This is a genomic window from Saccharopolyspora rhizosphaerae (genome assembly GCF_003931915.1).
In the GTDB taxonomy this organism is placed as follows: domain Bacteria; phylum Actinomycetota; class Actinomycetes; order Mycobacteriales; family Pseudonocardiaceae; genus Saccharopolyspora; species Saccharopolyspora rhizosphaerae.
In genome coordinates this window covers 108353-134653 of the sequence record NZ_RSAA01000011.1, presented here as the reverse complement: position 1 = coordinate 134653, position 26301 = coordinate 108353, and the positions used below count along the sequence as shown (strand labels likewise).

The window sequence follows — 26301 nt, the reverse complement described above, 5'->3', positions numbered from 1 at the left end:
CGAGCTACAAACCCTGCTCGCCACCTGGTCAGGCACCTGCCCCACCTGCCACCAACACATCCACCGATTACCGACCTAACAAAGCACTACTAGACGCTGACCGAGTGCTGGAGGACGTCGCGGACGAGGGTTCCCATGCTCTCCGCCTCGGTCTTGGCCTTGATCCGAGCGCGGTGCACGTCAACGGTTTTCACGCTCGTGCCCAGCTCGCGGGCGATGAGCTGGCTGGACAACCCTTCCACGACCAGCCGCAGCACCTCGCGTTCACGCGGGGTCAGGCACTCGACGCGCTCACGCACCCGCAGTCGTTCGGCGTGGGCGGCGAAGCTCTGCTCCGCTTCGCGCAGCTGGTCCTGCACCACGTCGAGCATCCGCTGCGGCTCGTAGGGCTTCTCCAGGAAGTCGACCGCGCCCAGCCGCATCGCGCGCACCGACATCGGGATGTCCCCGTGCGCGGAGCAGAAGATCACCGGAGCCGGGTACTCGCGTTCGGAGAGCTCCTCCTGCAGCTGGAACCCGCTGAGCCCCGGCATCCGGACGTCCACGATGACCACACCGGGCTCGGCCGGGTCGCACTCCGAGAGGAACCCGGTCGCGTCCGGGTAGGTGAGGGCCCGCACGCCGACGGTCTGCAACAGGAAGACCAGCGACTGCCGGTGCGCCTCGTCGTCGTCGACGATGTGCACCACCGGGGCGGACGGTGTCGTCATCGGTTCCTCCAGGCGGACCAGGGGGAGGCCAAGACTAGGCAGCCGGCGCGCGCACCGGCTAGGGCCTGATCAGGTGTTGCTCCGCTCGGCGTCTCACGACTCCGCGGTCAGCACCGACCGGGAGGGGTGGTCGGTGGCGAACCGGTCGGGCAGCGGTGCGATGAACACGTTCTCGGTGCGGGTCCGGGTGATCTTCCACCCCTCGGGTTCTCGCCGGAAGGCGTTGTGGAGCCTGCTGGAGCGCAGCACGCCACTCCCGTCGGTGAACAGCCAGGGTTGCAGGTGGATCCACACCCCGGTCGCTTCGTCGCCGTCCACGTGGATCTGCTCCGAGGTCAGGTAGTGCGCGTTGAGCACCAGCGCCGGATCCCGGTCACGACTCCAGAACCGCTCGAAGTGCGCCCGGATCTCCGCGTGCCCCTCGGCGCGGCCGAACTGGCCTTCGTAGTGCTCGCCGACGCCCTCCCAGACTGCGTCCGAGGTGTAGAGCGCGACGATCTTCTCGATGCGCTCGGCGTCGTCGCGCACCGAGAAGTCCGGGCACGGCGTGTCGCACAGGAACATGTAGCGGGCTTGCAGCCTGCGGATCTCCGCTTCGGCTTCCAGCACCTCGATCCGCCTGGTCAGCGCGGCGATCGTCGGCTCGGTCACGAGACACCTCCGGTGCGCGCGGGCGCGGTTTCGGGCAAGGCGAGCAGGCACAGCACCGTCACCAGCAGTCCGGCGGCGAGGTACCAGCCGACGGAGTCCGAGCTGCCGGTCACCGCGATCAGCCGGTTGGCGATCATCGGCGCGAGCCCGCCGCCGAGCACGCTGCCGAGCTGGAACGCCAGGCCCACTCCTGCCTGCCGCTGCTCGACGCTGAACAGCTCCGAGAAGTAGGTCAGCAGCGGGCCGAACAGGAATCCGCCGATCGTGAACCCGATGACCACCGAGAAGCCGACCGCCAGCGGCGTCCCGATGTCGCTGATCCGGAACATCACCATCGCGTAGGCCATCGAGGCCACGGCTGCGGAGGTCATCACCGGTTTCCGGCCGATCCGGTCCGACAGCCGGCAGGCCACCACGATCGTGACCGCGTGGCACAGCAGCCCGATCACGCTGCCCAGCACGATCGGCTGCCTCGGCAGCGCCAGGCCCTGCGGGGCGGCGGCCGTGGCGTAGGAGAGCATGAACGTCGCGAGGATGAACATGTTCGCGTTCAGGCCCATGTTCACGCCCGCCGCCAGCAGCAGCCGCTTCCAGTCCTGCCGGAACACCGCGAGGAACGGTGGGCGGCGGCCCGGTGGCAGCGCGACGAACGCCGGGGTCTCGTCCACGCCGCGCCGCGCCCACACGCCCAGCACCAGCACGACCCCGCCGACCAGGAACGGCAACCGCCAGGCCCAGTCGATCACCGCCTGCATCGGCAGCAGCAGGACCAGGGCGAACGCCAGGTTCGCCAGCAGCTGCCCGATCGGTGAGCCCAGCGCCGCGAACGACCCGTACAGCGCGCGGCGGTGGGTGGGCGCGTGCTCGACGGCCAGAACCGCCGCGCCACCGATCTCCCCGCCGCGCGCCAACCCGTGGAACACCCGCAGCACGATCAGCAGCAGCGGCGCGGTGATCCCGATCGCCAGGTAGGACGGCAGCACTCCCATCAGCAGCGTCGAGGCGCCCATCACCACGAACGTCAGCAGCAACGAGAACCGGCGGCCGTAGCGGTCACCGAGCCAGCCGAACAGCAGCGCGCCGAGCGGGGTGAACAGGAACCCGACGGCGAAGGTCGCGAGCCCCAGGAACGCGCCGAACCACTCGTCCTCGCTGATGAAGAAGATCTGGCTGAACACCAGTGCCGCGGCCGTGCCGTAGATGGCGAAGTCGTAGAACTCCAGCGTGGAACCCACCCCGCTGGCCAGGCCGATCCGTCTGACACCGGCGCGTCCGGCGCCGTCCTCCTTGAGCACGGGCATGGCGTGTCCTGTCGGTCGAGGAGACGGACCTCGAGCGTCCGCGTCGTGCCGCTCAACCTAAGGATCACCACGACCGGCCGCCATTGGTGATATCCCGTCACCGGCCTGAAGGAAACCCCTACCGCAGAACCCCCGTTCGGACGGCCACCAGCGGCGCAGCCGGTCTCCCACCAACCGCGCGTCCCACGCACGTGCGCAGCACGTCGCCGAGGTCTGTCGCGTGCCCGCCGGGCGCTGCGCAGGCCGGTTCGAGCCTTCGCGAGAGTTTCGACCGGGGCAGCGTGGTGCCGAGGAGCCCGGACGTCGCTCTGCGGTCATCGTGCGGCTGGACCCGGTGACTTCGGTGTTCGTCAGTACTCCCGTGGGCAGTCCGGTTCGTCACAGGCCGTGCGTCCCACGCTCGTGCGCAGCACATCGCTGAGGGCCTGTCGAGGTGCCCCGCCGGCGCTGCGCACTGAGGTTCGAACTTCTCCCGAGGGCCTGCACGAGGAGCACCGCCGTCGCTGCGCAGGACGGTGCGAACCTTCGCGAGAAGTTCGAAGGTGCTCCGGAGGGATCGAACTTCGCGAGAAGTTCGAGTTGGTCCCTGCACGAGCGTGGTCCGGGCGCGAGCGTGATCAGTGGCCGCGCCGCACAGCCGGGGGCGGGGCGCGCACTGAGCGGCACACGGTCCCCACCGGCCACGCGCGCACCACCCGGCACCACGCGTGCTCGGACCAGACCGGTCCCGCCGCACCGATTTCCGCGACTCGCGTGATCACCCGAGGCGGCGTAACCCGGTCGGGTTGCGCCTTGCGCTCGGATCCGGATTGTCGGGTGTGCGCGGTACCGTCGCGCCAAGCGCCGTGGGAACGGGCCGAACGGGGGACGGAGATGCCGGACGTCGCTGTGGAAGCAGCGCGCTTCATCGCGGGTCACGCCCGGGAACCGATCACGCTGTCCGACATCGCCGACCACGTCGGGTACAGCCCCTTCCACCTCGCCCGCGCGTTCGAACGCGCGCACGGCCTGCCGCCCGGCAAGTTCTTGGCCGCTCACCGGTTCCAGCACGCGAAGAAGCTGCTGCTGGAGACCGATGAGCGCGTCGCCGACATCTGCTGCGAGGTCGGTTTCAGCTCGGTGGGCACCTTCACGCGCCGGTTCACCGCCGACATCGGCCTGTCGCCGGTGAGCTTCCGCAGGCTGCCCGACCTGCTCAGCGACGCGCCACCGCGGCCGGTCCTGGTGCCCGGTCTGGCTCCCGCGGGTGGTGTGGTCACCGGCGCGGTCCACCTCAGCCCGTGCGCCCGGGCGGCGGTCGGCAGTGATGCGGCGATCTACGTAGGCCTGTTCGCGCAGCGCGCCCCGCGCGGTGTCCCCGTCGTCGGCGCTCTGCTCGACGAGCGGGGCCGCTTCGAGCTGACCGGGATCCCGACCGGCACCTACTGGCTGCTGTCCACGGCGTTCGCCGCGCGTGCCGAGCACGTCGACCAGCTCGTGCCGGGGTGGAACGTCGTGGGTGGCTCGCCCACCCCGGTCCGCGTTGCGCCCGGCCGCCCACCCGAAGACCGCGAGATCACCCTGCAGGTCGTGCCGCCGTGGTCGGCACCGGTCCTGGTCGCGCTGCCACCGCTGGCCTCGCCGATTGCGCAAGATCGGAGAAGACACCTCCGCCGCAGCGGGCCTACGTTGAGCTCAACACCACTTCTGACCAGTGCAGGGAGCCATCCATGAGCCGTGTCCGAGTTCTCGTCGGCACCCGCAAGGGCGCGTTCGTCCTCACCGCCGACGGCACGCGCGAATCCTGGGAGGTGGCGGGCCCGCTCTTCGGCGGCTGGGAGCTCTACCACCTCAAGGCCTCGAAGGTGGACCCCGACCGCATGTTCGCCTCCCAGTCGATGGGGTGGTTCGGGCAGCAGATCCAGCGCTCCGACGACGGCGGGCGCAGCTGGAACCCGGTCGACAACCACTTCGCCTACGAAGGAACGCCCGGCACCCACCTCTGGTACGACGGGACGCCCAGACCGTGGGAGTTCACCCGCGTCTGGCACCTGGAACCCTCGGCCACCGACCCGGACACCGTCTACGCCGGGGTGGAGGACGCCGCGCTCTTCCGCAGCACCGACGCCGGGCAGAGCTGGCAGGAACTGCCCGCCCTGCGGCAGCACGACTCCGCGCCGAACTGGCAGCCCGGTGCCGGCGGCATGTGCCTGCACACGATCATCCAGTCGCCGGACAACCCCGACCGCATCTACACCGCGATCTCGGCGGCGGGCGCGTTCCGCACCGACGACGGCGGCAAGTCCTGGCGTCCGATCAACCACGGCCTGAACTCCGGCCAGATCCCTGACCCCGACGCCGACGTCGGCCACTGCGTGCACCGACTCGCGCTGCACCCCGACCGGCCCGACGTGCTGTTCATGCAGAAGCACTGGGACGTGATGCGCAGCGACGACGCGGGCGAGTCCTGGTACGAGATCAGCGGCGACCTGCCCACCGACTTCGGGTTCCCGATCGACGTGCACGCCCACGAACCCGACACCGTGTACGTGGTGCCGATCCACAGCGACGAGCAGCACTACCCGCCGGAGGGCAAGCTGCGCGTCTACCGCAGCCGCGTCGGCGGCAACGAGTGGGAACCGCTGACCAAGGGCCTGCCGCAGGAGCACTGCTACGTCAACGTGCTGCGCGACGCCATGGCCGTGGACGACCTCGACGACTGCGGCGTCTACTTCGGCACCACCGGCGGGGACGTCTACGTCTCGCCCGACTCCGGCGAAACCTGGCGCCCCATCGTCAACAACCTGCCCTCGGTCCTGTCAGTGGAGGTGCAGACGTTGCCATGATCCGCATCCTGCTCCCCGCGCACCTGCGCACGCTGGCGAAGATCCCCGAGCACGAGGTGGTCGTGGAGATCGACGGCGTCCCGACGCAGCGGCTCGTGCTCGACGCCCTGGAGGCCCGGTACCCGGCGCTGCGCGGCACGGTCCGCGACCACGACACGAAGAAGCGGCGGGCGTTCATCAGGTTCTTCGCCTGCGAGCTCGACCTCTCCAACGAAGGCGTCGACGACCCCCTCCCAGAAGAGGTCGTCGCGGGCAAGGAGCCCTACATGATCATCGGAGCCATGGCAGGCGGCTGAGGCTTCAGGACCAAGAGCTGAAGAAGAGTGCGGCGAAGCCGCTGTCCCAGGTGTGCGACTCACCGGGCACCGCCTCGAGAATCAGGCGGCTCGCGGTGGCAGCCGCCTCTGCAGGTGAGGGATTCAACTGGCACTGCCGTAATACGAGGCGGCTTGCGGCGGCAGCTGCCTCGTCAGGTGCGGGCTCGCGCCGCCGCAGGTTTTGAGCGGCTTCGTGGCGAGTGCGCCGTGACGCCGCGTGTAGACATGCGTACTCGAGGAGCGGCGCACGGAGCCACGGAGCCGCTCAGGTTCTGCCACTCGCACCACCACGCAAACAAGACCCCTCAGGTGGGGGAATGATCGCGCACCACCGTGACTGCGGTCCTCTGCGCCCCTTCGGCGGCCGTCTGATCGACGGTGAGGGTTCGGTGCTGCGTCGGGCCCGGATGGTCTGCCACTGCCTGCTCGTCGAGACCGAGCGCGGGTTGGTGCTGGTCGACAGCGGGTTCGCCCGCGAGGACTCCGATCCGTCCCGGACCTCGCTGCCGAAGGCGTTCCGGGCGCTGATGAACCCGGTGCTGGACCCCGACACCACCGCGCACGCGCAGGTCGCGCGCCTCGGCTACGACCCGGCCGACGTGCGGCACGTCGTGCTCACCCACCTCGACCTCGACCACGCGGGCGGCCTGCGCGACTTCCCGGAGGCGAAGGTCCACGTCCACGGTCCGGAACTGCGGGCGGCGACCACGGCGTCGGGGGCGTCCGGGATGCGCTACCGCACGCGCCAGTGGGCCCACGGCCCGAACTGGGTCAGCTACGACGAGCCGTCCGGGCAGGACTGGTTCGGCTTCCAGGCGGTGCGCGACCTGGACGGGCTCCCCGAGGACCTGTTGCTGGTGCCGCTCGGCGGCCACACCACCGGTCACGTCGGCGTCGCCGTCAACACCGGGTCCACCTGGTTGCTGCACGCGGGCGACGCGTTCTTCTCGGAGGGCGAACTCGCCCAGCCGCCGCACTGCCCGCCCGCGCTGCGCGCGTTCCAGCGCAGCATGGCGGTGGACGACGAGGCGCGGCTGAGCAACCAGAGCCGTCTGCGCGAACTGGCGCTGCGCACGGGTGAGGTCGACCTCGTCGCCGCGCACGACCCGGTCGGCTTCGACCGCCACGTGCGCGCTTCCCGGTGACACCCAACCTGGTTCAGCGTCGGGCGGCCAGCACCGCGCCGAGTCCGGCTCGCACGTCCGCGACGTAGAGCTCGGGAACCTCCAGCGAGGGGAAGTGGCCTCCGGTCTTGGGCGTGCCCCAGTGGACGATCTGCCGGTACCGCTGCTGCGCCCAGGGGCGCGGGCACTTCTCCACGTCGCGGGGGTAGATCGTGATCGCTGCGGGGACGTCGACGCGGAGTTCGGGGTCGAGCGCGTTGTGGCTCTCGAAGTAGATGCGTGCGGCCGACGCTCCCGTCCGCGTCAGCCAGTAGAGGGTCACGTCGTCGAGAACCCGGTCCAGCGCGAGGGTTTCGAACGGGCTGTCGTCGGTGTCCGACCACTCGGCGAACTTGTCGAGGATCCAGGCCAGGAGCCCGACCGGTGAGTCGACGAGCGCGTAGCCGATGGTCTGCGGCCGGGTCGCCTGCTGCTTGGCGTACGCCGCGCGGTGCTTCCAGAAGTTCCGGGTCTCCTCGGCCCACGAGCGCTCGACCGCGGTCAACCCGGCCGTGGGCAGGCCGGGAGGTCCTTCGGCGAAAGTGGTGTGGATGCCGAGGACGTGCTCCGGGAACCGGCCGCCGAGGACCGTGGTGATGTTGCCGCCCCAGTCCCCGCCCTGCGCCGCGAACCGGTCGTAGCCGAGCCGCCCCATCAGCTCCACCCACGCCCCGGCGATCTTCTCGGTCCCCCACCCGGTCGTGGCCGGTTTGTCGCTGTAGCCGAAGCCCGGCAGCGACGGCACGACGACGTGGAACGCCGGAGCGTTCGCGTCCTCGGGGTCGGCCAGCTCGTCCACCACGTCGACGAACTCGGCGATGCTGCCCGGCCAGCCGTGCGTCACCACCAGCGGAGTGGCGTCCGGGCGGGTGGACCGGCGGTGCAGGAAGTGGATCCCCAGGCCGTCGATGATGGTGCGGAACTGGCCGAGGCGGTTCAGGCGCTCTTCGAAGGACCGCCAGTCGTGCTCTGTCCGCCAGTGCTGCACGACGTCGACCAGGTCGGTCAGCGGCACGCCTTGCCGCCAGCGGTCGCTGCCCCGGGCGTCGCGGGGGACCGTCTCGGGCTCCGGCAGCCGGGCGGCGGCCAAGCGGGCTCGCAGGTCGTCGAGTTCGGCCTCGTCCGCGTGGACCTCGAACGCGTGCACGTCGGTGGTGGAGCGGGGCATGAGCACCTCCTGGCCTCGCCGGACCGGCCACGAGCTGGGGTGAACCGGCTTAGATGGTTCTAGCAGTGTTCGTGCCGCCGTGCAAGCACGGCCGGGCGCAGAGGTGACCGCTCGGGGTGCCCGATGACCTCGTCGGACGGATCTGGGACCGGGCTAAGGTGGTTCCATGCGCGCTGAGTTCCCGGAGTTCCGCCTCGGCACCGAGCTGGCGACCAGCTTCACGGCGACGTTGACCGAGCGGTGCGGCGACGCCGTCGAGCGCATCCCCGATCCGCAGCGACTTGCCGACTGGCTGGCGATCCACGACCTGGCCGTGGACTCCTGCAGCGCAGCCCAGCTCGAACTCGCGCGGGAGCTCAGGGAGTCCATCCACGCCGCCGCGACGGCCGCCGCGCTCGGAGAGCCCCTGCCCGCCGCTGCCGTCGAAGTCATCAACGAGCGCAGCGTGCGAGGTCAGGCCGCGGCCGTCCTCACCCCCGACGGACGTCGGCGGTGGCGGCTGGGCTCGGCCTCCCGCGTGGAGGACGCCCTGCGCGTGATCGCCGCCGACGCGATCAGCATCATCGCGGGGGAGCGGGACGGGCGGCTGGCCCTGTGCGCCTCGCCGACCTGCCGGGCCGCCTTCTTCGACACCAGCCAGAGCCGCACCCGCAAGTGGTGCGACATGAACACCTGCGGCAACCGGCAGAAGAAGGCCCGCTACCACGCCAACCAACGCAAGAAGCAGTCCAGCGCGAGCCCGACCCTCGGCTGACCCGGCCGGGCGGCAGAGCTGAGCTCGGAAACAGGCCCCACCCGCTCCGCCCCGGCCTGGGCAGCAAGGTCGTCCGGACACAGGGGGCTGAGCCCGGCAAACGGCCCGCGTCCTCCAGGAGCGGCGCCAACCAAGAACCCGGCGAAGGTGTCGTCGGCCCGGGGGGAGGGGTTACCGGGGGTACCCTCATGGGGGTCTCATCAGCAAGAACCCCCGCTCGAAGATCCACACGGTCACTGCTCTTCGAGGCCCTGTACGTGCGGGTGCCATCGAACTTCGCGGGAAGTTCGACGGGGAACTTGAGGGCTCGAAAACCGCGAGAAATGTGAAGTGGAACTTCGGGACTCGAAGTTCGCGGGAAGTTCGACGGTGGGACCCATCCGACGCCGCCTCAGGCTCCGGGCGGCTTCAGGGCGAGGGCGCCGTGATGCCGCGTCTCGACGAGACGCCGCGTTCCGAGGGGATGCCGCGTCTCGACGAGACGCCGCGTTCCGAGGGGATGCCGCGTCTCGACCGACATGCTCGAGCATCTGCGCACGGGGTCTTGCGGGGCCGCTCAAGTTCTGCCGTCGGCACCACCAAGCACGGCCCTCACCACGGCCTCGTGGTTTGACCGCGGTGAGTTCGGGGTCTCAGACTGTGCGCGGTCTGGATCGGTGCTGGGGGTTCTGTGGCGGTCGAAACGCGCGCTGGTGCCAGCGTGCTGCGTGCGCGCAACGCTGTCGCCGTGGTGTTCGCGCTCAACGGGTTCGCGATGGCCAGTTGGATGTCGCGGATCCCGGAAGTGCGCGACGCGCTGTCGGTGACCCCGGGTGAGCTGGGCAGGATGCTGCTGGCGATCTCGGTCGGCTCCTTGCTCGCGCTGCCGCTGTCCGGGTCGGTGGTGCACCGGTTCGGAGCTCGGGCGGTGATCGTCGGCGGTGCTGCGGTCACGGCCGTCGGGCTCGGGATCTGCGCGGCCGGTTCCGGGGTGGTTGCCAGCGTGCCGCTGACCGCGGCGGGGTTGTTCGCGTTCGGTCTGGGCACGGGCTTGTGGGACGTGTCGATGAACATCGACGGTGCCGCGGTCGAGCGTGAGATCGGACGCACGATCATGCCGCGTTTCCACGCCGGGTTCAGCTTCGGCACGGTCATCGGAGCCGGTGTCGGCGCGGCATGCGCGGGCTTGGGCGTCCCGGTCGCGGTGCACCTGGTCGTGGCGGCGATCGTGGTGGGTGCCGGTCCGGCTCTGGCCGCCCCGTCGCTGCTGCCCGCGCAGGAGCGCGAGGAGCAGGCGTCGGCCGGTGGCGGGGTCCTGCGCGCCTGGGCAGAACCCCGGACCCTGCTGGTGGGTCTGATGGTCCTGGCGATGGCGCTCACCGAAGGCACGGCCAACGACTGGCTGGCGGTGGCCTTGGTCGACGGCTACGCGATCCCGCCGTGGCTCGGCGCGGTCGGGTTCGCGGTGTTCCTCAGCGCGATGACCGCCGGCCGCGTGGTCGGCACGGTGCTCCTCGACCGCTTCGGCCGCACCCAGGTGCTCTGGGCGACGATGGTCACGGCCGGTGTCGGCGTCCTGCTGGTGGTCTTCGGTGGCTGGCTGCCGCTGGTGTTCCTCGGCGCGGCGATCTGGGGGCTCGGCGCGTCCCTGGGCTTCCCGGTCGGCATGAGCGCTGCCGCTGACGACCCCGCCCGCGCTGCGGCCCGCGTCAGCGTCGTCTCCACGATCGGCTACACGGCCTTCCTCGCGGGACCGCCGCTGCTGGGCTACCTCGCCGACCACGTCGGCACCCTCCACGCCTTGCTGCTCGTGGCTGTCCTGCTCATCCCCTCGGCCCTGGCGGTCCCGGCCGCACGACCCTCCGACCAGGCAGACGCGGCCTGAGACCTCAGCCTCCGGTCTGGGAACGGGATCGCGCGTGGCGGCCCTGATCTCCCGAACTCCGCGCGCCCAAGCGCCGTCGAACTTCGCGCGAAGGGTGAACGTCACCTGGCTCCGCGCAGCCCGGCCCGGCCACGCCGACCGGTCGGACCGCTCCGTCGGCGGAGCCGCAGCAGGGCCAACCATTCACGGCGCCCAAGCACGCGCCGCCGACCTCGCAGACCCGGCTCAACGCCACGCAGGTGCCTCACGCCCGGGGTGACGTCGCGGTGAGTGCGGAGGGTCGTCGGGCAGGGGATGTGCACCGGGTGGTGCGCGGGGGGGGGGGCGTGATGCCGGTCGTGTCCTTCCGCCTGCACCGTTTTGGACCGCAGGTCCGGCACGACTCACGACTGTACTTCTGTGCGGTCGCCGGCCCAGAGGGTGTGGAAGGTGCCTTCCGCGTCGGTGCGGTGGTAGGTGTGGGCGCCGAAGTAGTCGCGTTGGCCTTGGGTGAGCGCGGCCGGGAGGCGTTCGGCGCGCAGCGCGTCGTAGTAGGCCAGGGCGGCGGCGAAACCCGGTGTGGGAACGCCTTGTTCGGTGGCGGTGACGAGCACCGCGCGCCAGTCGTCCTGCGCCTCGGCGATCTCCGCGGCGAACTCGTCGTCGGCGAGCAGGCTCGGCAGGTCAGGCTGCGCGTCGTAGGCGGCGCGGATGCGGTCCAGGAACGCCGCGCGGATGATGCAGCCGCCGCGCCAGATCGCGGCGACCGCACCGAGGTCGACGTTCCAGTCGTACTCGGCGCTGCCCGCGGCGATCTCGTGGAACCCCTGCGTGTAGGACACGATCTTCGACGCGTACAAGGCCTGCTCGACCCGGTCGGCGAAGGTCGCCGCCTCGCCCGGACCGAGCGCTTGCGGCTTCGGCCCGTCGAGGTCCTGGGAGGCTCGGCGCAGGGCGGTGTGGCCGGACAGCGAGCGGGTGAACACCGCTTCGGCGATGCCCGAGACCGGCACGCCGAGCTCCAGCGCCAGCTGCACCGTCCAGCGCCCGGTGCCCTTCTGCTCGGCCTGGTCGGCCACCACGTCGACGAACGGTCGCCCGGTCGCCGAGTCCACGTGGGACAGCACCTCGGCGGTGATCTCGATCAGGTACGAGTCCAACCGCCCGGTGTTCCAGGCCCGGAAGATCCCGGCGATCTCGTCGGGCGGGTAGCCGCCGACGTCGCGCAGCAGCTGGTAGGCCTCGCCGATGAGCTGCATGTCGGCGTACTCGATGCCGTTGTGCACCATCTTCACGAAGTGGCCTGCGCCGTCCGGGCCGACGTGGGTGACGCAGGGCGCGCCGTCCGCGGCCTTCGCGGCAATGCTCTCCAGCATCGGGCCGAGCGACTCGTAGGACTCCGCCGAGCCGCCCGGCATGATGCTGGGCCCGTGCAGCGCGCCTTCCTCGCCGCCGGAGATGCCGGTGCCGACGAAGTGGATGCCCTGCTCGCGCAGCTCCCGCTCACGCCGACGGGTGTCGGCGAAGTGCGCGTTGCCCCCGTCGATGATCACGTCGCCCTGCTCCAGCAGCGGCGCGAACTCGCGGATCACGGCGTCGGTGGGATCACCGGCCTTCACCATGATGACCAGCCGGCGCGGCCTCTCCAGCGCGGCGACGAAGTCCTCCGCGGACTCGGTGGGCGCGAAGGTGCCCTCGTGCCCGAACTCCTCGACGAGTTCCCTGGTGCGCGCCGGGGTGCGGTTGTGCAGCGCGACCGCGTACCCGTTGCGCGCGAAGTTGCGCGCCAGGTTGCGGCCCATGACCGCCAGCCCGGTGACACCGATCTGCGCTGGTGTGCTCATGCGTGCTCCCGAACTCGTCCGCGGTGACCTCTGCGGGTCGTCGTTCACCGGCTCGCCGCGAGCCGGGGTGCCTCGAGGGGGTGCAGCAGCGAGGTGCGGCCGTCCCGCCAGGACCCCAGCAGGTGCTCGGCGAGCTTGCCTTCCAGGAATTCGGTGGCCTGGACGCCGAAGACGACGTCGGTGGCCAGCTGCGGCTCGCGCGCCAGCAGGTCACCGATGACGTCGCGGCGCATGACCTGCTCGTGCACCGCGTCGGCCTCGACGTGCTCGGTGAAGAAGTGGACGCACGCCGGTGCGGCGCCCATCCGCTCCAGGGCCGTGGCCAGCCGCTGCGCGCTGGGTGCGGTGGTGATCTCCGCGGCGGCGAAGTGACCGACGAGCGAACCCCGCAGTTCCCGGTGCAGGCCGAACAGCGACATCAGGTTGACCAGGGCGATCTGCGGCGCGGGCACGACGTCCAGGTAGTGCAGGTACTCCGGGGAGAGGTCGGCGCCTTGCAGCAGGTCGGCGAACAGCTGCGCGTGGACGCGGTCGCCGCGCCCGCCGCCGAACTCGTCGAACTCGACGGCGACCAGGGCGGCCTTCGCCTGCCCCTGCAGGCGCGGGATGACCCACGCGTGCGGGTCGGCCTCCTTGAGGTGGTAGATCGAGCGGTGGGCGAAGTACTCCTGCATCTGCCACCACTCGCCGTCGTCCCGCAGGTGGTGCGAAACCCCGCTTCCGGGAACGGTTTCCACCAGCAGCTCGTCGAGGACGCCGGTGACGTCGTCGGACGGTGTGATCTCGGCGCGCAGCGCGTCCAGGAAGGACCGCTCGAGCTCGGCCCGCAACGCGAGGAGACCGGGATCCCACTCCCACCGCGGTGACACCTCGTCGAAACCGCGGTAGTGCAGCTCGTAGCAGGTGTGCAGGGCGAGTGCGAGGTCCCCGCCGAACGGGTCGTGGCCGCGGACGACCGCCGGTGGGGGCACCGGCTCGCTCCCCGTCAGGGTGGCGTTCACGGCCGTGGACAGCGGACCTCGCGGTTCGGGCAGAGTGCTCATCGAGCTCCCTCTCATCGGGGACGGATCTGGAGCGCGGGCAGCAGCGCTCCTCGGGCGGCTGCGGCGCGTTGTCTGCGGGCACCGGTGCCGCAGTGCAGCAACCCCGCGACGAGCTTGCGCACGGCGACCAAGTCGTTGGTCTCCTCCAGGGCGGGCGAGGCCCACCGGACCATGGCGTGCACGAGTTCGGCCGCGGGCACCCGGCGTCGGGCGACCAGGTCGATGCCCGGGCCGTCGAGCCCGTGGCGGGCGGCGGTCCACACCGCCGCCTGTTCGAGCCGCTCCGCGGTTTCGGGGGCTTCCCGGCCCGCCTCGAGCTCGCGCTGGGCGGTGCGCACCAGGGCGCGGGTCAGCGCGGCCTGGAGCAGCGCTTCGCCGATGGTGGTGGCGGCGTCGGCGACGCGCAGCTCCACGGTCGGCAGGTGCGGGGAGGGCCGGGCCAGCCAGAAGGTCATGGCCTCGTCCACGAGGACCCCGCAGTCGACCAGGCGCGCGACCTGGCGGTCGTGGTCGTCGGCCGAGGCGAACCGGGGCGGGATGCCGGAGCCGGGGAAGCGGGACTGCTGCACCATCCGCCAGCTCGCGTAGCCGGTGTCCGCGCCGAGGTGGAACGGCGAGTTCACCGACATCGCCAGCAGCGACGGCAACCACCGGTGCAGGTGGTTGAGGATGCCCACGGCGGTCTCCCGGTCGGGCACGCCGACGTGCACGTGGCACCCGCAGGCGTGGTAGTCGGTGACCACGGCGCGGTAGGTGTCGGAGATGCGCGCGAAGCGCGCCCCAGGTGAGACCGGGCTCGGAGCCCCCGGCAGCGGCGGCGATCCGGAGGAGATCAGCGCCAGCCCCTCGTCCTGCGCCGCGCGGGCCATCCGGTCGCGCCCTGAGCGCAACTGCCCGCTCAGCTCGTCCAGCGAGCTGCACACACCGGTGGTGGCTTCGGTCTGCGCGGCCAGCAGTTCGGGGTGGACCTTGAGCTGCGGGTCGAGGGCGGCGACGTTGGCGAGCACTGCCGAACCCCGCCCGGACGGTTCGCCGCTGCGCGGGGTGACCAGGAGGAACTCCTCTTCGACGCCGAGGGTCAGCGCGGGTTCGGCAGCCTGTTCGATCGTCAGCGGGGCGTCCTCGATCGCAGGAGTGTTCACCGGCTCGCTCCTCCCGTGGCTGCGATCCCCTTCTCGGCTTGCTTTCCCGCGTGCGGGCGCGAGCAAACCTCGCGTGCCGCGGTTTGCCGCGGTGCAGCAGGGGGAACTTGAGGTGCATGAGATTGCTCAGGACGTCGGCCGTGTACCGGCCGCAGGGCGACACCTGGTTGCTGGCACGGGCTTTGGGCGATGCCGGGATCAAACCCGGGAGCCGGGTGCTCGACGTGGGCACCGGTACGGGGTTCCTGGCGCTGACCGCAGCGCGGGCCGGGGCGCGCGAGGTGACGGCGGTGGACGTGTCGCTGTCCGCGGTCGTGGTGGCCGGCGTCAACGCGTGGTTGCGGCGGTTGCCGGTGCGCGTCCAGCCGGGCGACGCGTTGGAGTGCGACTTCGGCGAGCCGTTCGACCTCGTGCTGGCCAACCCGCCGTACGTGCCCTGCGACGGGACGCGCCCGCCGCGCGGCGCGGCGCGGGCCTGGGACGCCGGCCCGGACGGGCGGGCGGTCATCGAGCGCCTGTGCGCCCGCGTGCCCGAGCTGCTGGCCAGCCGCGGGACGTTCCTGATGGTGCAGTCCGACCTGGCCGACGCGGACGCGACGCTGGTGCGCCTGCGGGAGGAGGGGCTGAAGGCCGCCGTGGTGGAACGGCAGCAGCAGGCCTTCGGTCCCGTGCTCGAGCAGCGCGCCGCCGTGCTGGAGGAGCGCGGGTTGATCCAGCCCGGCCAGCGCTGGGAGGAACTGGTGGTGATCCGTGCCGACCGACCCCGATGACCGGCGACGCGTGACCGTCGTGCCCGGCGGACCGATCCTGGTGGAAGGTCCGGTCCGCTTGGTGCTCGACGACGGGACCACAGTGGACTCCGACCGGTTCGCGGTCGCCGTCTGCGCGTGCCGCCGCAGCCAGAAGTACCCGTTCTGCGACACCAGTCACCGTCGCAAGGTCCGGGAGCGCTGAGGTTCAGACGCCCGGTTCCGGCGGTGGCTTGACCGCGAGCGGTCGCACCGCAGGTCCTTCCAAGACGCTGCCGTCGACCGCGAAGCGGGATCCGTGGCACGGGCAGTCCCACGTGGACTCCGCCGCGTTGAACCGCACCAGGCACCCGAGGTGGGTGCAGCGCAGCGAAACGCAGTGCAGCAGCCCGTTCTCGTCGCGGTAGACACCGGTGCGCTCGGTCCCGTCGCGCACCACGGTGGCCGTGCCCGGCTTGAGCTGGGTGACGTCGGCCCCCTTGGCCGGGGAGAGCCGGTCGGTGACGAAGTCCACGCCTGCGCTGAGGTTGTGCCACGCGAGCCGGGGCCACGAGCTCGGCGACAACCGCCACGGCGACAGGGCTTCGGACCAAGGGTTCGCGCGGTCGCTCAGCAGGTCGGCCAGCACCATCCCGGCGAAGGTGCCGCCGGTCAGGCCCCACTTCATGAAGCCGGTCGCCACGAACAACCGCGACGACCCCGGCAGGTACGGGCCCACCATCGGAAACCGGTCGTGCGGGACGAGGTCCTGCGCCGACCAGCGGTGCGTGATCTCCGCGACCGGCCAGTGCTCCCGGGCGAACGCCTCCAGCCGGGTGTAGCGCTCCTCGCCGATCCCGGCGGCCCCCGCTTCGTGCCCTTCGCCGCAGACGATGAGCTGGTCCCCGAGCGAGCGCAGCGACCGGGTCGGCTGCCCCGCGGTGATCGACAGCCCGCGCGGTGGTTCCTCGCGCAGCCGCGCGGCGATGCAGTAGGAGCGCACGGCCTGCAGCATCGCGAAGAACAGGCCGCGGTCCCAGACCGGGGCGTGCGTGGCGACCACGACGCGGTCGGCGGTCAGCGTCCCGCCGCTGGTGGTGATCCGGCAGGGAGCCCCCTCGGCGAGCTGCAGCGCCCGGGAGTGCTCGAACACCGCGCACCCGTCCCCGTCGACGCGCTCGGCGAGTCCGGCCGCGTAGCGGACCGGGTCGATCTCGAGCTGGTCGGCGAGCCGGGCCGCGCCGGTGACCGGGAACGGGAGCTCGTCCAGCGCGTCGCTGGTCACCGGCAGCCCGGCGGCGCGCGCCGCCTCGACCTCCTGCTCGACCGCGCGCGAGCCTTCCGCGTCCACCGCGAAGGTGAAGGCGGACCTGCGGCGGATGTGCGACGGGTCGGCGAGTTCCGCGATCTTCTCGACCGCGGCGGAGCTCGCCGCGGCGTAGACCTGCGCGGCCTCGGTTCCCCGGTGCTGGCGGATCGTGGTGTACATCGTCGACTGCAACGCGGTCACCTTCGCCGTGTTGTGGCCCGTGGCCCCTGAGGCGATCCGGTCGCCCTCGAGCACCGCGACCTGGGCTCCCGCTTCCTTGAGCAGCAGGGCGGTGGTCAGGCCGGCGATGCCGCCGCCGATCACCGCGATGTCGAACGAGCGCGTCCGGCGCAGCGGCGAGCGCTCGGCACGGTCGCTCCGCAGCCAGGGGGAACTCATCGCGCCACCCACCCTCTCCCCTCGGCACCAGCCGTCACGCGGATTGCTTTCCCCGCCGGGCACGGGCTGAAACCGCCTGGTGTTTCCGGTTCCGGCCTCCGGGGTAGCCAGGGGTCTCCCGACGATGGGGAGGGAATCGCACATGTCTGCACTGGACAAGGCCCGCCACAAGGTCGAGGAAACCATGGGGAAGGCCAAGGAGAAGCTCGGTGGCGCGACAGGCGACCGCCGGACTCAGGCCGAGGGCAAGACCGAGCAGGCGAAGGGCAACTTCAAGCAAGCCGGTGAGAACGCGAAGGACGCACTGCGCCGGGACAGGTGACCCCCAGCACCACCCGGAAGTTCGCGCGCATCAACCGGTTTCCCCTCGGCGGGGGCGGCTCACGAGCCCCCGCCGAGCCATGCCGGAACCGTCTTTAGGAGGCTCCTCATGCAGGAGCAGGACTTCCCCCTGCCGGACTACGACCAGCTCTCCACGGGGTCGTTGCAGCACATGGTCCGCTCGCTCGGCCGCGACGAGCTGACCCGCGTGCTGGACTACGAGCAGGAGCACAACAACCGCCCGCAAGTCGTCGAGATCATGACGCAGCGGCTCGAGGAGCTCGACCGCGGCGCCGAGCCCGCCCCGGGCGAGCACCGGGCCCAGCCCGCCGAGGCGCAGGATTCGGCCAAGGGGTCGCCTGTCGCGCCGTCCGGGTCCCCGCAGCCGATGCACCCGCCGCGGCACGGCAACCAGGAAACGCCCGGCAAGCCCAAGGGAGAGCGCCCCTTCTGACGCCGGGGCCCGGAGGTCTCGGCCTCGGGCTCACGCCGTGTCCGACGGTGGCCGAACGCTCAGCCCTGGTGGTCGCGGTAGGCCGCGACGAGCTGGGTCTCGGCCACGTCGAAGTAGGCGTCGAGCTTCGCGGCCGCCTCCTCCCGCTGGCCCTCGCTGAGCAGGTCGGCGATCTCGCGGTTGAGGCCGAGGTAGGGCGCGTGGAACTCCTCCGGGCGCGACATCACGTGGAAGGCCAGCCGCAGCTCGGCGAGCAGCTGGCGCATCGTGTCGTTCACCCGCGGGCTGCCGGCCAGCGCCGCCAGCGCCTCGTGGAAGCGCATGTTGGCCGTGCCCACGTCCCACCAGCGCTCCTCGGCCGCCGCGTGCTCGCCGTCGCCGACCGCGCGGTCCACCGCGGCGACCAGCTCGTGGTCCGTGCCGCGCCGCACCGCGCTGGTCTCCAGCAGGCGGCGGATCCGGTAGAGGTCGGTGACGTCGTCCGCCGAGAGCACCCGGACGAAGACGCCGCGGTGGAACTCGTGCACCAGCAGCCGTTCGTGCACCAGCAGCCGGAACGCCTCGCGCAGCGTGTTGCGGGAGACGGCCAGGGCCTTGCCCGCGCTCTCCTCCGACAACCGGGTGCCGGGGGAGAGGGCGCCGTCGATGATCCGCTGCCGCAGCACGTCGGCCACCCGTTCGGCGGTGCTCGTGCGGTCCAGCAGCGCCCGGTCGGCCGCTAGCAGGTCGGCCCACGGGTCGGTCGCGGTCACTCCGGCTCCCGGTGCAGTAGGTGCAGGCGATCAGAAGTTTAACGGTTGAGTTCTGATCGGGGTATTGCGGGATTGTTCAACAATTCCCTATCTTGTTCCGGACCGCAGCCACCGCGATCGGAGCGCCATGACCGAGACGAGCACGCCCTGGCAGAACGGTTCGACGAGAAGACGCAGCACCCTGCTCGGTGCGGTGTTCCTCATGGCCACCAGCGCCATCGGGCCCGGCTTCATCACCCAGACCACGCAGTTCACCGTTCAGCTCGGGGCCGCGTTCGCCTTCGCGATCCTGGTGTCGATCCTGGTCGACATCGCCGTCCAGCTGAACGTCTGGCGGGTCATCGGCGTCTCCGGCATGCGCGCCCAGGACCTGGGCAACAAGGTGCTGCCGGGCCTCGGTTACGCCATGGCCGCGCTGGTCGTGTTCGGCGGGCTGGTGTTCAACATCGGCAACATCGCCGGCACCTCCTTGGGCCTGGACGCGCTTTTCGGGCTCGACGCCAAGATCGGCGGCACCCTTTCCGCCGTGATCGCGATCGGCATCTTCCTGAGCAAGCGCGCCGGTGTGGCCATGGACCGCATCGTCATCGTGCTCGGGGTCGTGATGATCGCGCTGACCAGCTTCGTCGCGTTCTCCTCCGCACCGCCCGTCGGTCAGGCGCTGGTGCAGTCCGTGTGGCCGGCCGAGGTGGACTTCCTGGCGATCACCACGCTCATCGGCGGCACCGTCGGCGGCTACATCACCTACGCGGGCGCGCACCGGCTGGTCGACGCCGGGGTCACCGGGGCGGACCAGGTCGTCGACGTCAGCCGCAGCTCCGTGGTGTCGTTGCTGGTCACCGGCGTGATGCGGCTCGTGCTGTTCCTCGCTGTGCTAGGTGTGGTGGCCGGCGGCGCCGCCCTCGGCTCCGGCAACCCGACCGCGGAGGCCTTCCAGAACGCGGCCGGTGAAGTCGGCCTGCGGCTGTTCGGCATGATCCTCTGGGCGGCCAGCATCACCTCGGTCGTCGGTGCCGCTTACACCTCGGTGTCGTTCCTGGTCACCTTCTCGCGATCGCTGGAGAAGGCCCGGAACTGGCTCGTGGTGGCGTTCGTGGCGGTCTCGACCTTGCTGTTCGTGCTGCTGGAGCAGACGCCCACCACACTGCTGGTGCTGGCCGGTGCGCTCAACGGGCTCATCCTGCCGGTCGGCTTCGGCGTGCTGATGTTCGTGGCCGCGCGGCGCAGTGACCTGCTCGGCGGCTACCGCTACCCGCGTTGGCTGCTGGTCCTGGGTGTGGTCGCCTGGCTGCTGACGGTGTACCTGGGGATCAATTCGCTGAGCGGTATCGCGGCGCTGTGGAAGTGAGGACGACTGTGGATCTCAACGCAGACCTGGCCGAGGGGTTCGGCCGCTGGGAAATGGGCGACGACGAGGCGCTGCTGGGCCTGGTGACCAGCGCCAACGTCGCCTGCGGCTTCCACGCCGGCGACGCCGCCGTGATCCGCTCGGCCGTCGACCAGGCCGCCAAGCGCGGTGTGGCGGTCGGCGCGCAGGTCGGCTACCGAGACCTGGCCGGCTTCGGCCGCCGGTTCATCGACGTGGAGCCGCGCGAACTCACCGACGACGTCATCTACCAGATCGGTGCGCTGGCCGCGTTCGCCCGCGTGGTCGGCACCGAGGTGCGGTACGTCAAACCGCACGGCGCGCTCTACAACGCGATCGTGCACCACGCCGAGCAGGCGGCCGCCGTGGTCGAGGCGGTGCGCGACTACGACCCGTCGCTGGCGGTGCTCGGCCTGCCCGGTTCGCAGTGGCTGGCCCAGGCCGAGCGGGCCGGGCTGCGGACCTTCCGCGAGGCCTTCGCCGACCGCGCCTACACCCCCGAGGCGACCTTGGTGTCGCGGCGCGAACGCGGGGCCGTGCTGCACGATGCCGAGGAGATCGCCGAGCGCTGCCTGCGGCTCGCCGCGGGCGAACCGATCCGGGCCATCGACGGCAGCGAGATCCAGGTTCACGCCGACTCGATCTGCTTGCACGGGGACAGCCCCGACGCCGTGGCCATCGCGCGAACCGTGCGGAACCGGCTCACCGAAGCCGGGGTCGAGCTGCGGGCGTTCGCCACCGGGGAGGGGTGATGCGCTTCCTGCCCTGCGCCGACTCGGGACTGCTGGTCGAGCTCGCCGACCTGCAGGAGGTCCACGCGCTCTACGCGGCGCTGGCCGACGCACCGCCCAAGGGCGTGGTCGACCTGGTCCCGGCAGCGAGAACGCTGCTGCTGCAGCTGGATCCGCAGTGCGCGGACCTGCGGGCCGTCGAGGAAGCGGTGCGCGCGGCCGAACCCCGCGAGGGGCTGCGCGACGGCGGCGAGGAGCTGGAGGTGCCGGTGGTCTACGACGGCGCCGACCTCGCCGAGGTCGCCCGGCTGACCGGACTCACCGAACGCGAGGTCGTCGACAAGCACGTCGGCGCGCCGTGGAAGGTGGCCTTCGGCGGCTTCGCACCCGGGTTCGGCTACCTGACCGGCGGCCCGCAGGACCTCGTCGTCCCGCGCCGGACCGAGTCGCGCACCGCCGTCCCGGCCGGATCCGTCGGCCTGGCAGGAGCTTTCAGCGGCATCTACCCGCGCGAATCGCCCGGTGGGTGGCAGCTCATCGGACGCACGGACCTGCAGATCTGGAACATCGACCGCGATCCGCCCGCGCTGCTGCGACCGGGCGTGCGAGTGCGGTTCCGGGAGATCGGATGAGCTTGGAAGTCCTGACCACCGGTCCTCTCGCCACCGTTCAGGACCTCGGCAGACCCGGTCACGCCGGGATCGGCGTGGGCACCTCCGGTGCCGCCGACGTCCCCTCGCTGAAGCTGGCGAACCGGCTGGTCGGCAACGACGAGGGCGCGGCCGCCATCGAGGTCACCTTCGGCGGGCTCGCGCTGCGCGCCACCCGCGACCTCACGGTGGCGCTCACCGGCGCCCCGTGCCCGATCACGGTCGCCGGCCGGGAGGGCGCGCCGAACTCGGTGCTGCACGTCGCCCGCGGAGCCGAACTGCGACTGGGCGTCCCCGCGGTGGGGCTGCGCAGCTACCTCGCGGTGCGCGGCGGCATCGACGTCGAGCCGGTGCTGGGCTCCCGCTCCACCGACGTGCTCTCCGGGCTCGGCCCGGAGGCGCTCCAGCCGTGCGCGGTGCTGCCCGTGGGGCCACCGCCCTCCCGCTTCCCGGTCGTGGACCTCGCGCCCGTCGCCGGGCCACCGGACGACGTCGTGCTGCGGGTGCGTCCGGGCCCCCGCGACGACTGGTTCACCGCCGATGCGCTGAAGACGCTGGTCAGCGCGCCCTACGAAGTCACCGCCGAGAGCAACCGGGTCGGCATGCGGCTCGACGGGCCGGTGCTGGAGCGCAGCTGCACCGAGGAGCTGCCCAGCGAAGGCATGGTCACCGGTGCCCTCCAGGTTCCGCCGGTGGGCACGCCGACGCTGTTCCTCGCCGACCACCCCGTCACCGGCGGCTACCCGGTGATCGGCGTGGTGGTGTCGGCCGACGTCCGCCGGGCCGCGCAAGCACGACCGGGTCAGCGCGTGCACTTCCGCTACGAGTGAGTCCGAGGAGTTCACGATGTCGAAGGACATGTCGCCCGAGCAGGCCCGCGCCGCCTTCCGCGAAGGTCTGCGGGCGCCGACCTCGGGCTTCAGCGCCGGGTGGACGCAGGCGAACCTGATCTCGCTGCCACGCGAGCACGCCTACGACTTCCTGCTGTTCGCGCAGCGCAACCCGAAGTCCTGCCCGGTGCTGGACGTGACCGAACCCGGCGAGACCAGCGCGTCGATCTTCGACGGCGACCTGCGCACCGACCTGCCCGCCTACACCGTCTACCGCGACGGGCAGCTGGTGGACGAACGCGCCGAGGTCGTGGACCTGTGGCGGGACGACCTGGTCAGCTTCCTGGTCGGCTGCAGCTTCACCTTCGAGGCGGCGTTGCTGGACGCCGGCGTCCCGGTCCGGCACATCGAGGCGGGCGGCAACGTGCCGATGTACCGGACCTCGCGGCAGTGCCGCCCTGCCGGGAAGCTCTCCGGGCCGCTGGTGGTCTCGATGCGGCCGGTCCCCGCCGAGCTGGTGGCCACCGCCGTGCGCGTGACCTCCCGCTACCCGGCGGTGCACGGCGCTCCGGTGCACATCGGTGCGCCCGAGGAGCTGGGCATCACCGACCTCGCCGCTCCCGACTTCGGCGAAGCCGTGGAGGTGCGGCCCGGGGAGGTCCCGGTGTTCTGGGCCTGCGGTGTCACCCCGCAGGCCGCCGTGATGCACTCCAAGCCGCCCTTCGCCATCGGGCACGCCCCCGGGCACATGGCCATCACCGACGCCCGGGACAGCGACTACCAGGTTCCGTGAACCCGCTGCGATCCTCGTCATGATCGGGGAACAGATGCCGTGGGTGCTGCTTACCGTGGGCGGGTGACGTTCCGCATCCCGATCCAGGTCCGCAGCTACGAACTCGACGCCCTCGGCCACGTCAACCACGCCGTGTACCACCAGTACGGCGAGGTGGCGCGCGTGGCCGGGTTCCGGGCGGCCGGTTGCGACTGGAACGAACTGGGCGAGAAGAAGCTGGCCCCGGTGCTGCTGAGCACCACCGTGAACTTCCGCCGCGAGCTGCGCGCCGACGAGCACGTCGAAGCCTCCTGCGAGGCCAAGTTCGGCTCGGGCAAGTCGTTCCACCTCGACACGGTGCTCACCAAGGCCGACGGCACGATCTCAGCCGACATCACCTGCGTGCTCGGCCTGATGGACCTCGACGCCCGCAAGCTCGTCGCCGACCCCAAGGCGGCGCTGGAGGCCGTCGGCTTCGACGCCGCAGTCCTCGCACCGGGCAGCTGAGCTCAGCGCCGGACCGCTCCGCGCCTGCGGGGAACCGGAGCGTGGTCTCCGCGTGCCGCCCTGACCCGGCATCCGCATTGCCTGAGCGCGCAGTGGCGGACAAGCCGCGCGACATGTCCGCCACTGCGCGAACGCTGAGCAACTAGGCGTTCTTCGGCGCGCTGCGGCCGGGGAGGTCGCAGTCCCGGATGCGGGCGGCGGCCACCGCGGCGTCGTGGTCGAGTCGCTGCCAGTCGTCGTAGGGTTCGGCCTGCTCCCGCAGCGGGGCGAGGTCCTGCAGCAGGATCCGTGTCCGGGTGTCGGTGCTCATCGCTCGCCTCCGTCGGTGCCTGACACCTGTGTGATCGGATCGCGATGTGCGGGGGTTAGCCGGGCGTGGGGCAGGACACGCCGGAGATCAGCTGGTGACGGAGGTGATCTCCACGGTGGCGCCGCGGCCCGGGATCATCGTGACGTTGCGGTGCACCGGGGGCTCCGGGGCGGCGGACACCGCGCGCAGGTCCGTCCGCCGGGCGATCTCCCTGGTCATGGTGTGCATCTCCGCCATGGCCAGCGTCGCCCCGAGGCAGCGCCGATCGCCGCCGCCGAACGGGATCCACGTGGTGGAGCCGGGTTTGACGCCGAGGAAGCGTTCCGGGGCGAACGTGAACGGGTCGTCGTAGAGGTCGTCCCGGTGGTGCAGCGCGAGGACGCCGATGAGCACGCGGGTGCCCTTCGGCACCACCCGGTCGCCGAACCGCCAGTCCGCCATGACGCGCCTGCCCAGCAGCGGGACCACCGGACGCGACCGCATCGACTCGTGGACCACCGCTTCGACGTAGCCTTCGTCGTCCCCGCCGCGGGTCTCCTCGCGGAGCCTGCCGTAGGACTCCGGGTGGCGCACCAGCCGCTCGAACGTCCAGCCGATGGAGTTCGCGGTCGTCTCGTGCCCGGCGAGCACGAGCGTGAGCAGCTCGTTGCGCAGCTCCCCGTCGCTGAGCGCCTGCCCGTCCTCGTCGCGGGTGTCGAGCAGCAACGAGAGGATGTCGTGCCGCTCGCCCGGCACGTGCTTCGCCCGGCGTTCTCCGATCAGCGCCATGACCGCCCGGTCGAGGTGCGCCAGTCCCCACTTCTGCAGGCCCACCGGCTCGGACCTGCGCATGGACACCAGCTCGCTGAGGCGCGCGAACGGGCTCACCGACAGCGCCAGCAGCTGCCGCAGCCGGTGTCGCAGCAGCTGCTCCAGCTCGCCCGAGCGGTGGTCGATGCCGAAGACACCCGACATGATCACGTCGAGGGTGACCTTCTGGGCGGCGTCGGCCAGGCGGATCCGGGAACCGGGCCGCCAGCTGTTGATCTCGCGCGCGGTCGCTTCCTCGATCTGCTCCTGGTAGCGCGCGATGGCCTTGCCGTGGAACGGCGGCATGAGCAGCTTGCGCTTCCGGCGGTGCGGTTCACCGGTCACGGTCAGCACCGAGTCGCCGACGATCGGGCGCAGCTGCGACTGCCCGGCCGTCGACGGTGCCAGCGCGGGACCCGCGGTGAACAACGACTTCACGTGGTCGGGGTGGGTGGTGATGGCCAGCGGCCGCTTCTCCAGCACGGTGGTGATGCCGTAGATGTCGCCGTGCCGGCGGAAGCCCTCGAACAGCACGCGCCCTTGGTCGCGCGCCAACCGCACGGTCTGCCGCCACCGGCCCGGGCCGTCCAGCGGTGGTGGTGGCCCCGGCTCGTCGGTCGGGCCGGCGGGCGAGGGCACGAGTTCGCGCGAACCGGTCGGCGCGGTGGTTTCCCACCAGTGCCCCTGGTGCAGCGCTGTGGAGGTGCCGGTCGAAGTCGCCATGCACCCCACGCTATCGGGGCGTGACCGCGCACACATCGTCCTGGCGGGCCCGGATGCGGCTCCGACCGCAGGAGGAGGCAGCGGAGCTCCCACGCGGCTCCAGGCCGGCCCGGGTGGAACGCCTTCCGACACGCGCACAACCGAGCCGCGCAGCACTGGCGTTCGGCTCCCCACCGGTGCCCGGCCACGCGTGTCCGGTGGTGGTCGCGGGTGTGGCGGTCGAGCAGCAGCTGGCCGCCGACGTGGTCGACCGGACGCTCCTCGGTGGCCTGGCCAGGTGCAACTCTGCCGGGTCGAGGGTCTGCCAGTCGGGCAAGGGGACAAGCCCCCCGAGGGCTGTCCCACACCCGCGCGAAGTGCGACCCTCACGAGTCGGCCTCGAACCTCGGGCGAAGTTCGACTCTTCCCGAGGGACCCGGGTGTGTCGTTTCCGGTGGAGCGGGGCGTCCTCTGGTGTCGCACCGTTCGGCCAGGGCTAGGTCGTCTGGCGCGGAGCCGGCGCCAGCGCAGGTTCCAGACCACGCGCAACGCCTCCACGGTCGGGTTTCGGTGTGGAGCGTGCGCAGGCCGCCGCCCGCGACCGGCGGCCCGGGGACCGTCCACGCCCTCCACCAGCGCGCTCTCACCGCGCCGCGGTGCTCGCGTCCTGCCCGAACCCGTGGTGGCCTGAACACCGCTCTGGGTTGGTTCGCGCACCCCACTCCGTTCCGAGGACCGGGAACAACCGTCTCTGTCGAGGTTCGCGCGCGGTTCGACGCCGAGGCGTGGGGCTCACATGGCGCGTGAAGTTCGAGTTCTCCCGCCGAGTGGTGCCGCTCCCGGTCGAGGTGGTGGGAGGGTTGTTCGGTGGTGTGGTGCGTTGTTGGGCCGGGTCGAGAGGTGGGTGGGGCGGAGCCGCG

Annotated in this window: 27 protein-coding genes; 16 read left to right on the top strand and 11 right to left on the bottom strand. The window is 71.6% G+C overall.

Annotated features, from left to right (window positions below):
* Positions 1 to 89 precede the first annotated feature (89 nt).
* The 3 genes from EIL87_RS13095 to EIL87_RS13085 form a co-directional block, all read right to left on the bottom strand.
* A complete protein-coding gene (locus EIL87_RS13095; RefSeq protein WP_125090688.1) occupies positions 90 to 710 on the bottom strand; it encodes a response regulator transcription factor in 621 nt (206 codons plus the stop codon).
* Between the two features lie 93 nt (positions 711 to 803).
* Entirely contained in the window at positions 804 to 1361 is a 558-nt protein-coding gene (locus tag EIL87_RS13090; protein WP_125090686.1) for a nuclear transport factor 2 family protein, read from the bottom strand.
* Complete coding sequence (locus EIL87_RS13085) at positions 1358 to 2662, bottom strand: MFS transporter (RefSeq protein ID WP_125090684.1); 1305 nt, start codon at positions 2660 to 2662, stop codon at positions 1358 to 1360. The genes EIL87_RS13090 and EIL87_RS13085 overlap by 4 nt, the downstream gene beginning before the upstream one ends.
* A gap of 873 nt (positions 2663 to 3535) precedes the next feature.
* Here EIL87_RS13085 and EIL87_RS13080 point away from each other — a divergent pair.
* From EIL87_RS13080 to EIL87_RS13065, 4 genes are all read left to right on the top strand, one after another.
* Positions 3536 to 4375, top strand: a complete 840-nt coding sequence (locus EIL87_RS13080) for a helix-turn-helix domain-containing protein (RefSeq protein WP_125090682.1) — start codon at positions 3536 to 3538, stop codon at positions 4373 to 4375.
* Complete coding sequence (locus tag EIL87_RS13075) at positions 4372 to 5487, top strand: WD40/YVTN/BNR-like repeat-containing protein (protein WP_125090681.1); 1116 nt, start codon at positions 4372 to 4374, stop codon at positions 5485 to 5487. The genes EIL87_RS13080 and EIL87_RS13075 overlap by 4 nt, the downstream gene beginning before the upstream one ends.
* Entirely contained in the window at positions 5484 to 5783 is a 300-nt protein-coding gene (locus EIL87_RS13070) for a MoaD/ThiS family protein (protein WP_125090679.1), read from the top strand. The genes EIL87_RS13075 and EIL87_RS13070 overlap by 4 nt, the downstream gene beginning before the upstream one ends.
* Before the next feature lie 338 nt (positions 5784 to 6121).
* The gene (locus tag EIL87_RS13065) at positions 6122 to 6949 is read left to right on the top strand and encodes an MBL fold metallo-hydrolase (RefSeq protein ID WP_125090677.1); all 828 of its coding nucleotides are present in this window, start codon (positions 6122 to 6124) and stop codon (positions 6947 to 6949) included.
* A 13-nt stretch (positions 6950 to 6962) separates the two neighbouring features.
* Here EIL87_RS13065 and EIL87_RS13060 read toward each other — a convergent pair whose 3' ends face one another.
* Positions 6963 to 8135: an epoxide hydrolase family protein gene (locus EIL87_RS13060; RefSeq protein ID WP_125090675.1), complete on the bottom strand. Its 1173-nt coding sequence runs from the start codon at positions 8133 to 8135 to the stop codon at positions 6963 to 6965.
* A gap of 166 nt (positions 8136 to 8301) precedes the next feature.
* Here EIL87_RS13060 and EIL87_RS13055 point away from each other — a divergent pair, with 166 nt between their 5' ends.
* Together EIL87_RS13055 and EIL87_RS13045 are read left to right on the top strand one after the other, a co-directional pair.
* The gene (locus EIL87_RS13055) at positions 8302 to 8889 is read left to right on the top strand and encodes a CGNR zinc finger domain-containing protein (RefSeq protein ID WP_125090673.1); all 588 of its coding nucleotides are present in this window, start codon (positions 8302 to 8304) and stop codon (positions 8887 to 8889) included.
* Positions 8890 to 9589: 700 nt separating this feature from the next.
* Entirely contained in the window at positions 9590 to 10753 is a 1164-nt protein-coding gene (locus EIL87_RS13045) for an MFS transporter (RefSeq protein ID WP_233576218.1), read from the top strand.
* Between the two features lie 383 nt (positions 10754 to 11136).
* On the opposite strand, the gene gndA is transcribed toward EIL87_RS13045, so the two are convergent.
* The 3 genes from gndA to EIL87_RS13030 are packed head-to-tail and all read right to left on the bottom strand — an operon-like array spanning position 11137 to position 14761.
* Entirely contained in the window at positions 11137 to 12576 is a 1440-nt protein-coding gene (gene gndA / locus EIL87_RS13040) for an NADP-dependent phosphogluconate dehydrogenase (RefSeq protein WP_125090669.1), read from the bottom strand.
* Between the two features lie 44 nt (positions 12577 to 12620).
* Complete coding sequence (locus EIL87_RS13035; protein WP_233576217.1) at positions 12621 to 13619, bottom strand: iron-containing redox enzyme family protein; 999 nt, start codon at positions 13617 to 13619, stop codon at positions 12621 to 12623.
* An 11-nt stretch (positions 13620 to 13630) separates the two neighbouring features.
* Positions 13631 to 14761: a carboxylate-amine ligase gene (locus tag EIL87_RS13030; RefSeq protein ID WP_233576216.1), complete on the bottom strand. Its 1131-nt coding sequence runs from the start codon at positions 14759 to 14761 to the stop codon at positions 13631 to 13633.
* Between the two features lie 116 nt (positions 14762 to 14877).
* On the opposite strand from EIL87_RS13030, the gene EIL87_RS13025 reads away from it, so the two are divergent.
* Both EIL87_RS13025 and EIL87_RS13020 read left to right on the top strand, forming a co-directional pair.
* Positions 14878 to 15531: a HemK2/MTQ2 family protein methyltransferase gene (locus EIL87_RS13025; protein WP_125090665.1), complete on the top strand. Its 654-nt coding sequence runs from the start codon at positions 14878 to 14880 to the stop codon at positions 15529 to 15531.
* Positions 15512 to 15715, top strand: a complete 204-nt coding sequence (locus tag EIL87_RS13020) for a CDGSH iron-sulfur domain-containing protein (protein ID WP_125090663.1) — start codon at positions 15512 to 15514, stop codon at positions 15713 to 15715. The genes EIL87_RS13025 and EIL87_RS13020 overlap by 20 nt, the downstream gene beginning before the upstream one ends.
* Positions 15716 to 15718: 3 nt before the next feature.
* Here the strand turns inward: EIL87_RS13020 and EIL87_RS13015 are convergent, their stop codons facing one another.
* Entirely contained in the window at positions 15719 to 17197 is a 1479-nt protein-coding gene (locus tag EIL87_RS13015) for an FAD-dependent oxidoreductase (protein ID WP_125090661.1), read from the bottom strand.
* 142 nt (positions 17198 to 17339) lie between these two features.
* Here EIL87_RS13015 and EIL87_RS13010 point away from each other — a divergent pair, with 142 nt between their 5' ends.
* Both EIL87_RS13010 and EIL87_RS13005 read left to right on the top strand, forming a co-directional pair.
* Complete coding sequence (locus EIL87_RS13010; protein WP_125090658.1) at positions 17340 to 17519, top strand: CsbD family protein; 180 nt, start codon at positions 17340 to 17342, stop codon at positions 17517 to 17519.
* A gap of 108 nt (positions 17520 to 17627) precedes the next feature.
* On the top strand, positions 17628 to 17972 hold the full coding sequence (locus tag EIL87_RS13005) for a hypothetical protein (protein ID WP_125090656.1): 345 nt from the start codon (positions 17628 to 17630) through the stop codon (positions 17970 to 17972).
* 59 nt (positions 17973 to 18031) lie between these two features.
* On the opposite strand, the gene EIL87_RS13000 is transcribed toward EIL87_RS13005, so the two are convergent.
* Positions 18032 to 18724, bottom strand: a complete 693-nt coding sequence (locus EIL87_RS13000) for a GntR family transcriptional regulator (RefSeq protein WP_125090654.1) — start codon at positions 18722 to 18724, stop codon at positions 18032 to 18034.
* A 127-nt stretch (positions 18725 to 18851) separates the two neighbouring features.
* Between EIL87_RS13000 and EIL87_RS12995 the strand changes: the two genes are divergently transcribed.
* From EIL87_RS12995 to EIL87_RS12970, 6 genes are all read left to right on the top strand, one after another.
* A complete protein-coding gene (locus EIL87_RS12995) occupies positions 18852 to 20072 on the top strand; it encodes an NRAMP family divalent metal transporter (RefSeq protein ID WP_125090652.1) in 1221 nt (406 codons plus the stop codon).
* 8 nt (positions 20073 to 20080) lie between these two features.
* Positions 20081 to 20842 carry a LamB/YcsF family protein gene (locus tag EIL87_RS12990; protein WP_125090650.1) on the top strand — a complete coding sequence of 254 codons (762 nt, stop codon included), beginning with the start codon at positions 20081 to 20083 and terminating at the stop codon, positions 20840 to 20842.
* Complete coding sequence (pxpB, locus tag EIL87_RS12985; protein ID WP_125090648.1) at positions 20842 to 21453, top strand: 5-oxoprolinase subunit PxpB; 612 nt, start codon at positions 20842 to 20844, stop codon at positions 21451 to 21453. The genes EIL87_RS12990 and pxpB overlap by 1 nt, the downstream gene beginning before the upstream one ends.
* Positions 21450 to 22301 (top strand): 5-oxoprolinase subunit C family protein, encoded by an 852-nt coding sequence (locus EIL87_RS12980; protein WP_125090646.1) that lies wholly within the window; start codon positions 21450 to 21452, stop codon positions 22299 to 22301. The genes pxpB and EIL87_RS12980 overlap by 4 nt, the downstream gene beginning before the upstream one ends.
* Positions 22302 to 22317: 16 nt before the next feature.
* The gene (locus tag EIL87_RS12975) at positions 22318 to 23094 is read left to right on the top strand and encodes a putative hydro-lyase (RefSeq protein ID WP_267898843.1); all 777 of its coding nucleotides are present in this window, start codon (positions 22318 to 22320) and stop codon (positions 23092 to 23094) included.
* Between the two features lie 63 nt (positions 23095 to 23157).
* Complete coding sequence (locus tag EIL87_RS12970) at positions 23158 to 23580, top strand: acyl-CoA thioesterase (protein ID WP_125090644.1); 423 nt, start codon at positions 23158 to 23160, stop codon at positions 23578 to 23580.
* A 142-nt stretch (positions 23581 to 23722) separates the two neighbouring features.
* Here the strand turns inward: EIL87_RS12970 and EIL87_RS26830 are convergent, their stop codons facing one another.
* Complete coding sequence (locus EIL87_RS26830) at positions 23723 to 23890, bottom strand: hypothetical protein (RefSeq protein WP_158628637.1); 168 nt, start codon at positions 23888 to 23890, stop codon at positions 23723 to 23725.
* Positions 23891 to 23977: 87 nt separating this feature from the next.
* A complete protein-coding gene (locus tag EIL87_RS12965) occupies positions 23978 to 25402 on the bottom strand; it encodes a cytochrome P450 (protein WP_158628636.1) in 1425 nt (474 codons plus the stop codon).
* Positions 25403 to 26301: the final 899 nt, after the last annotated feature.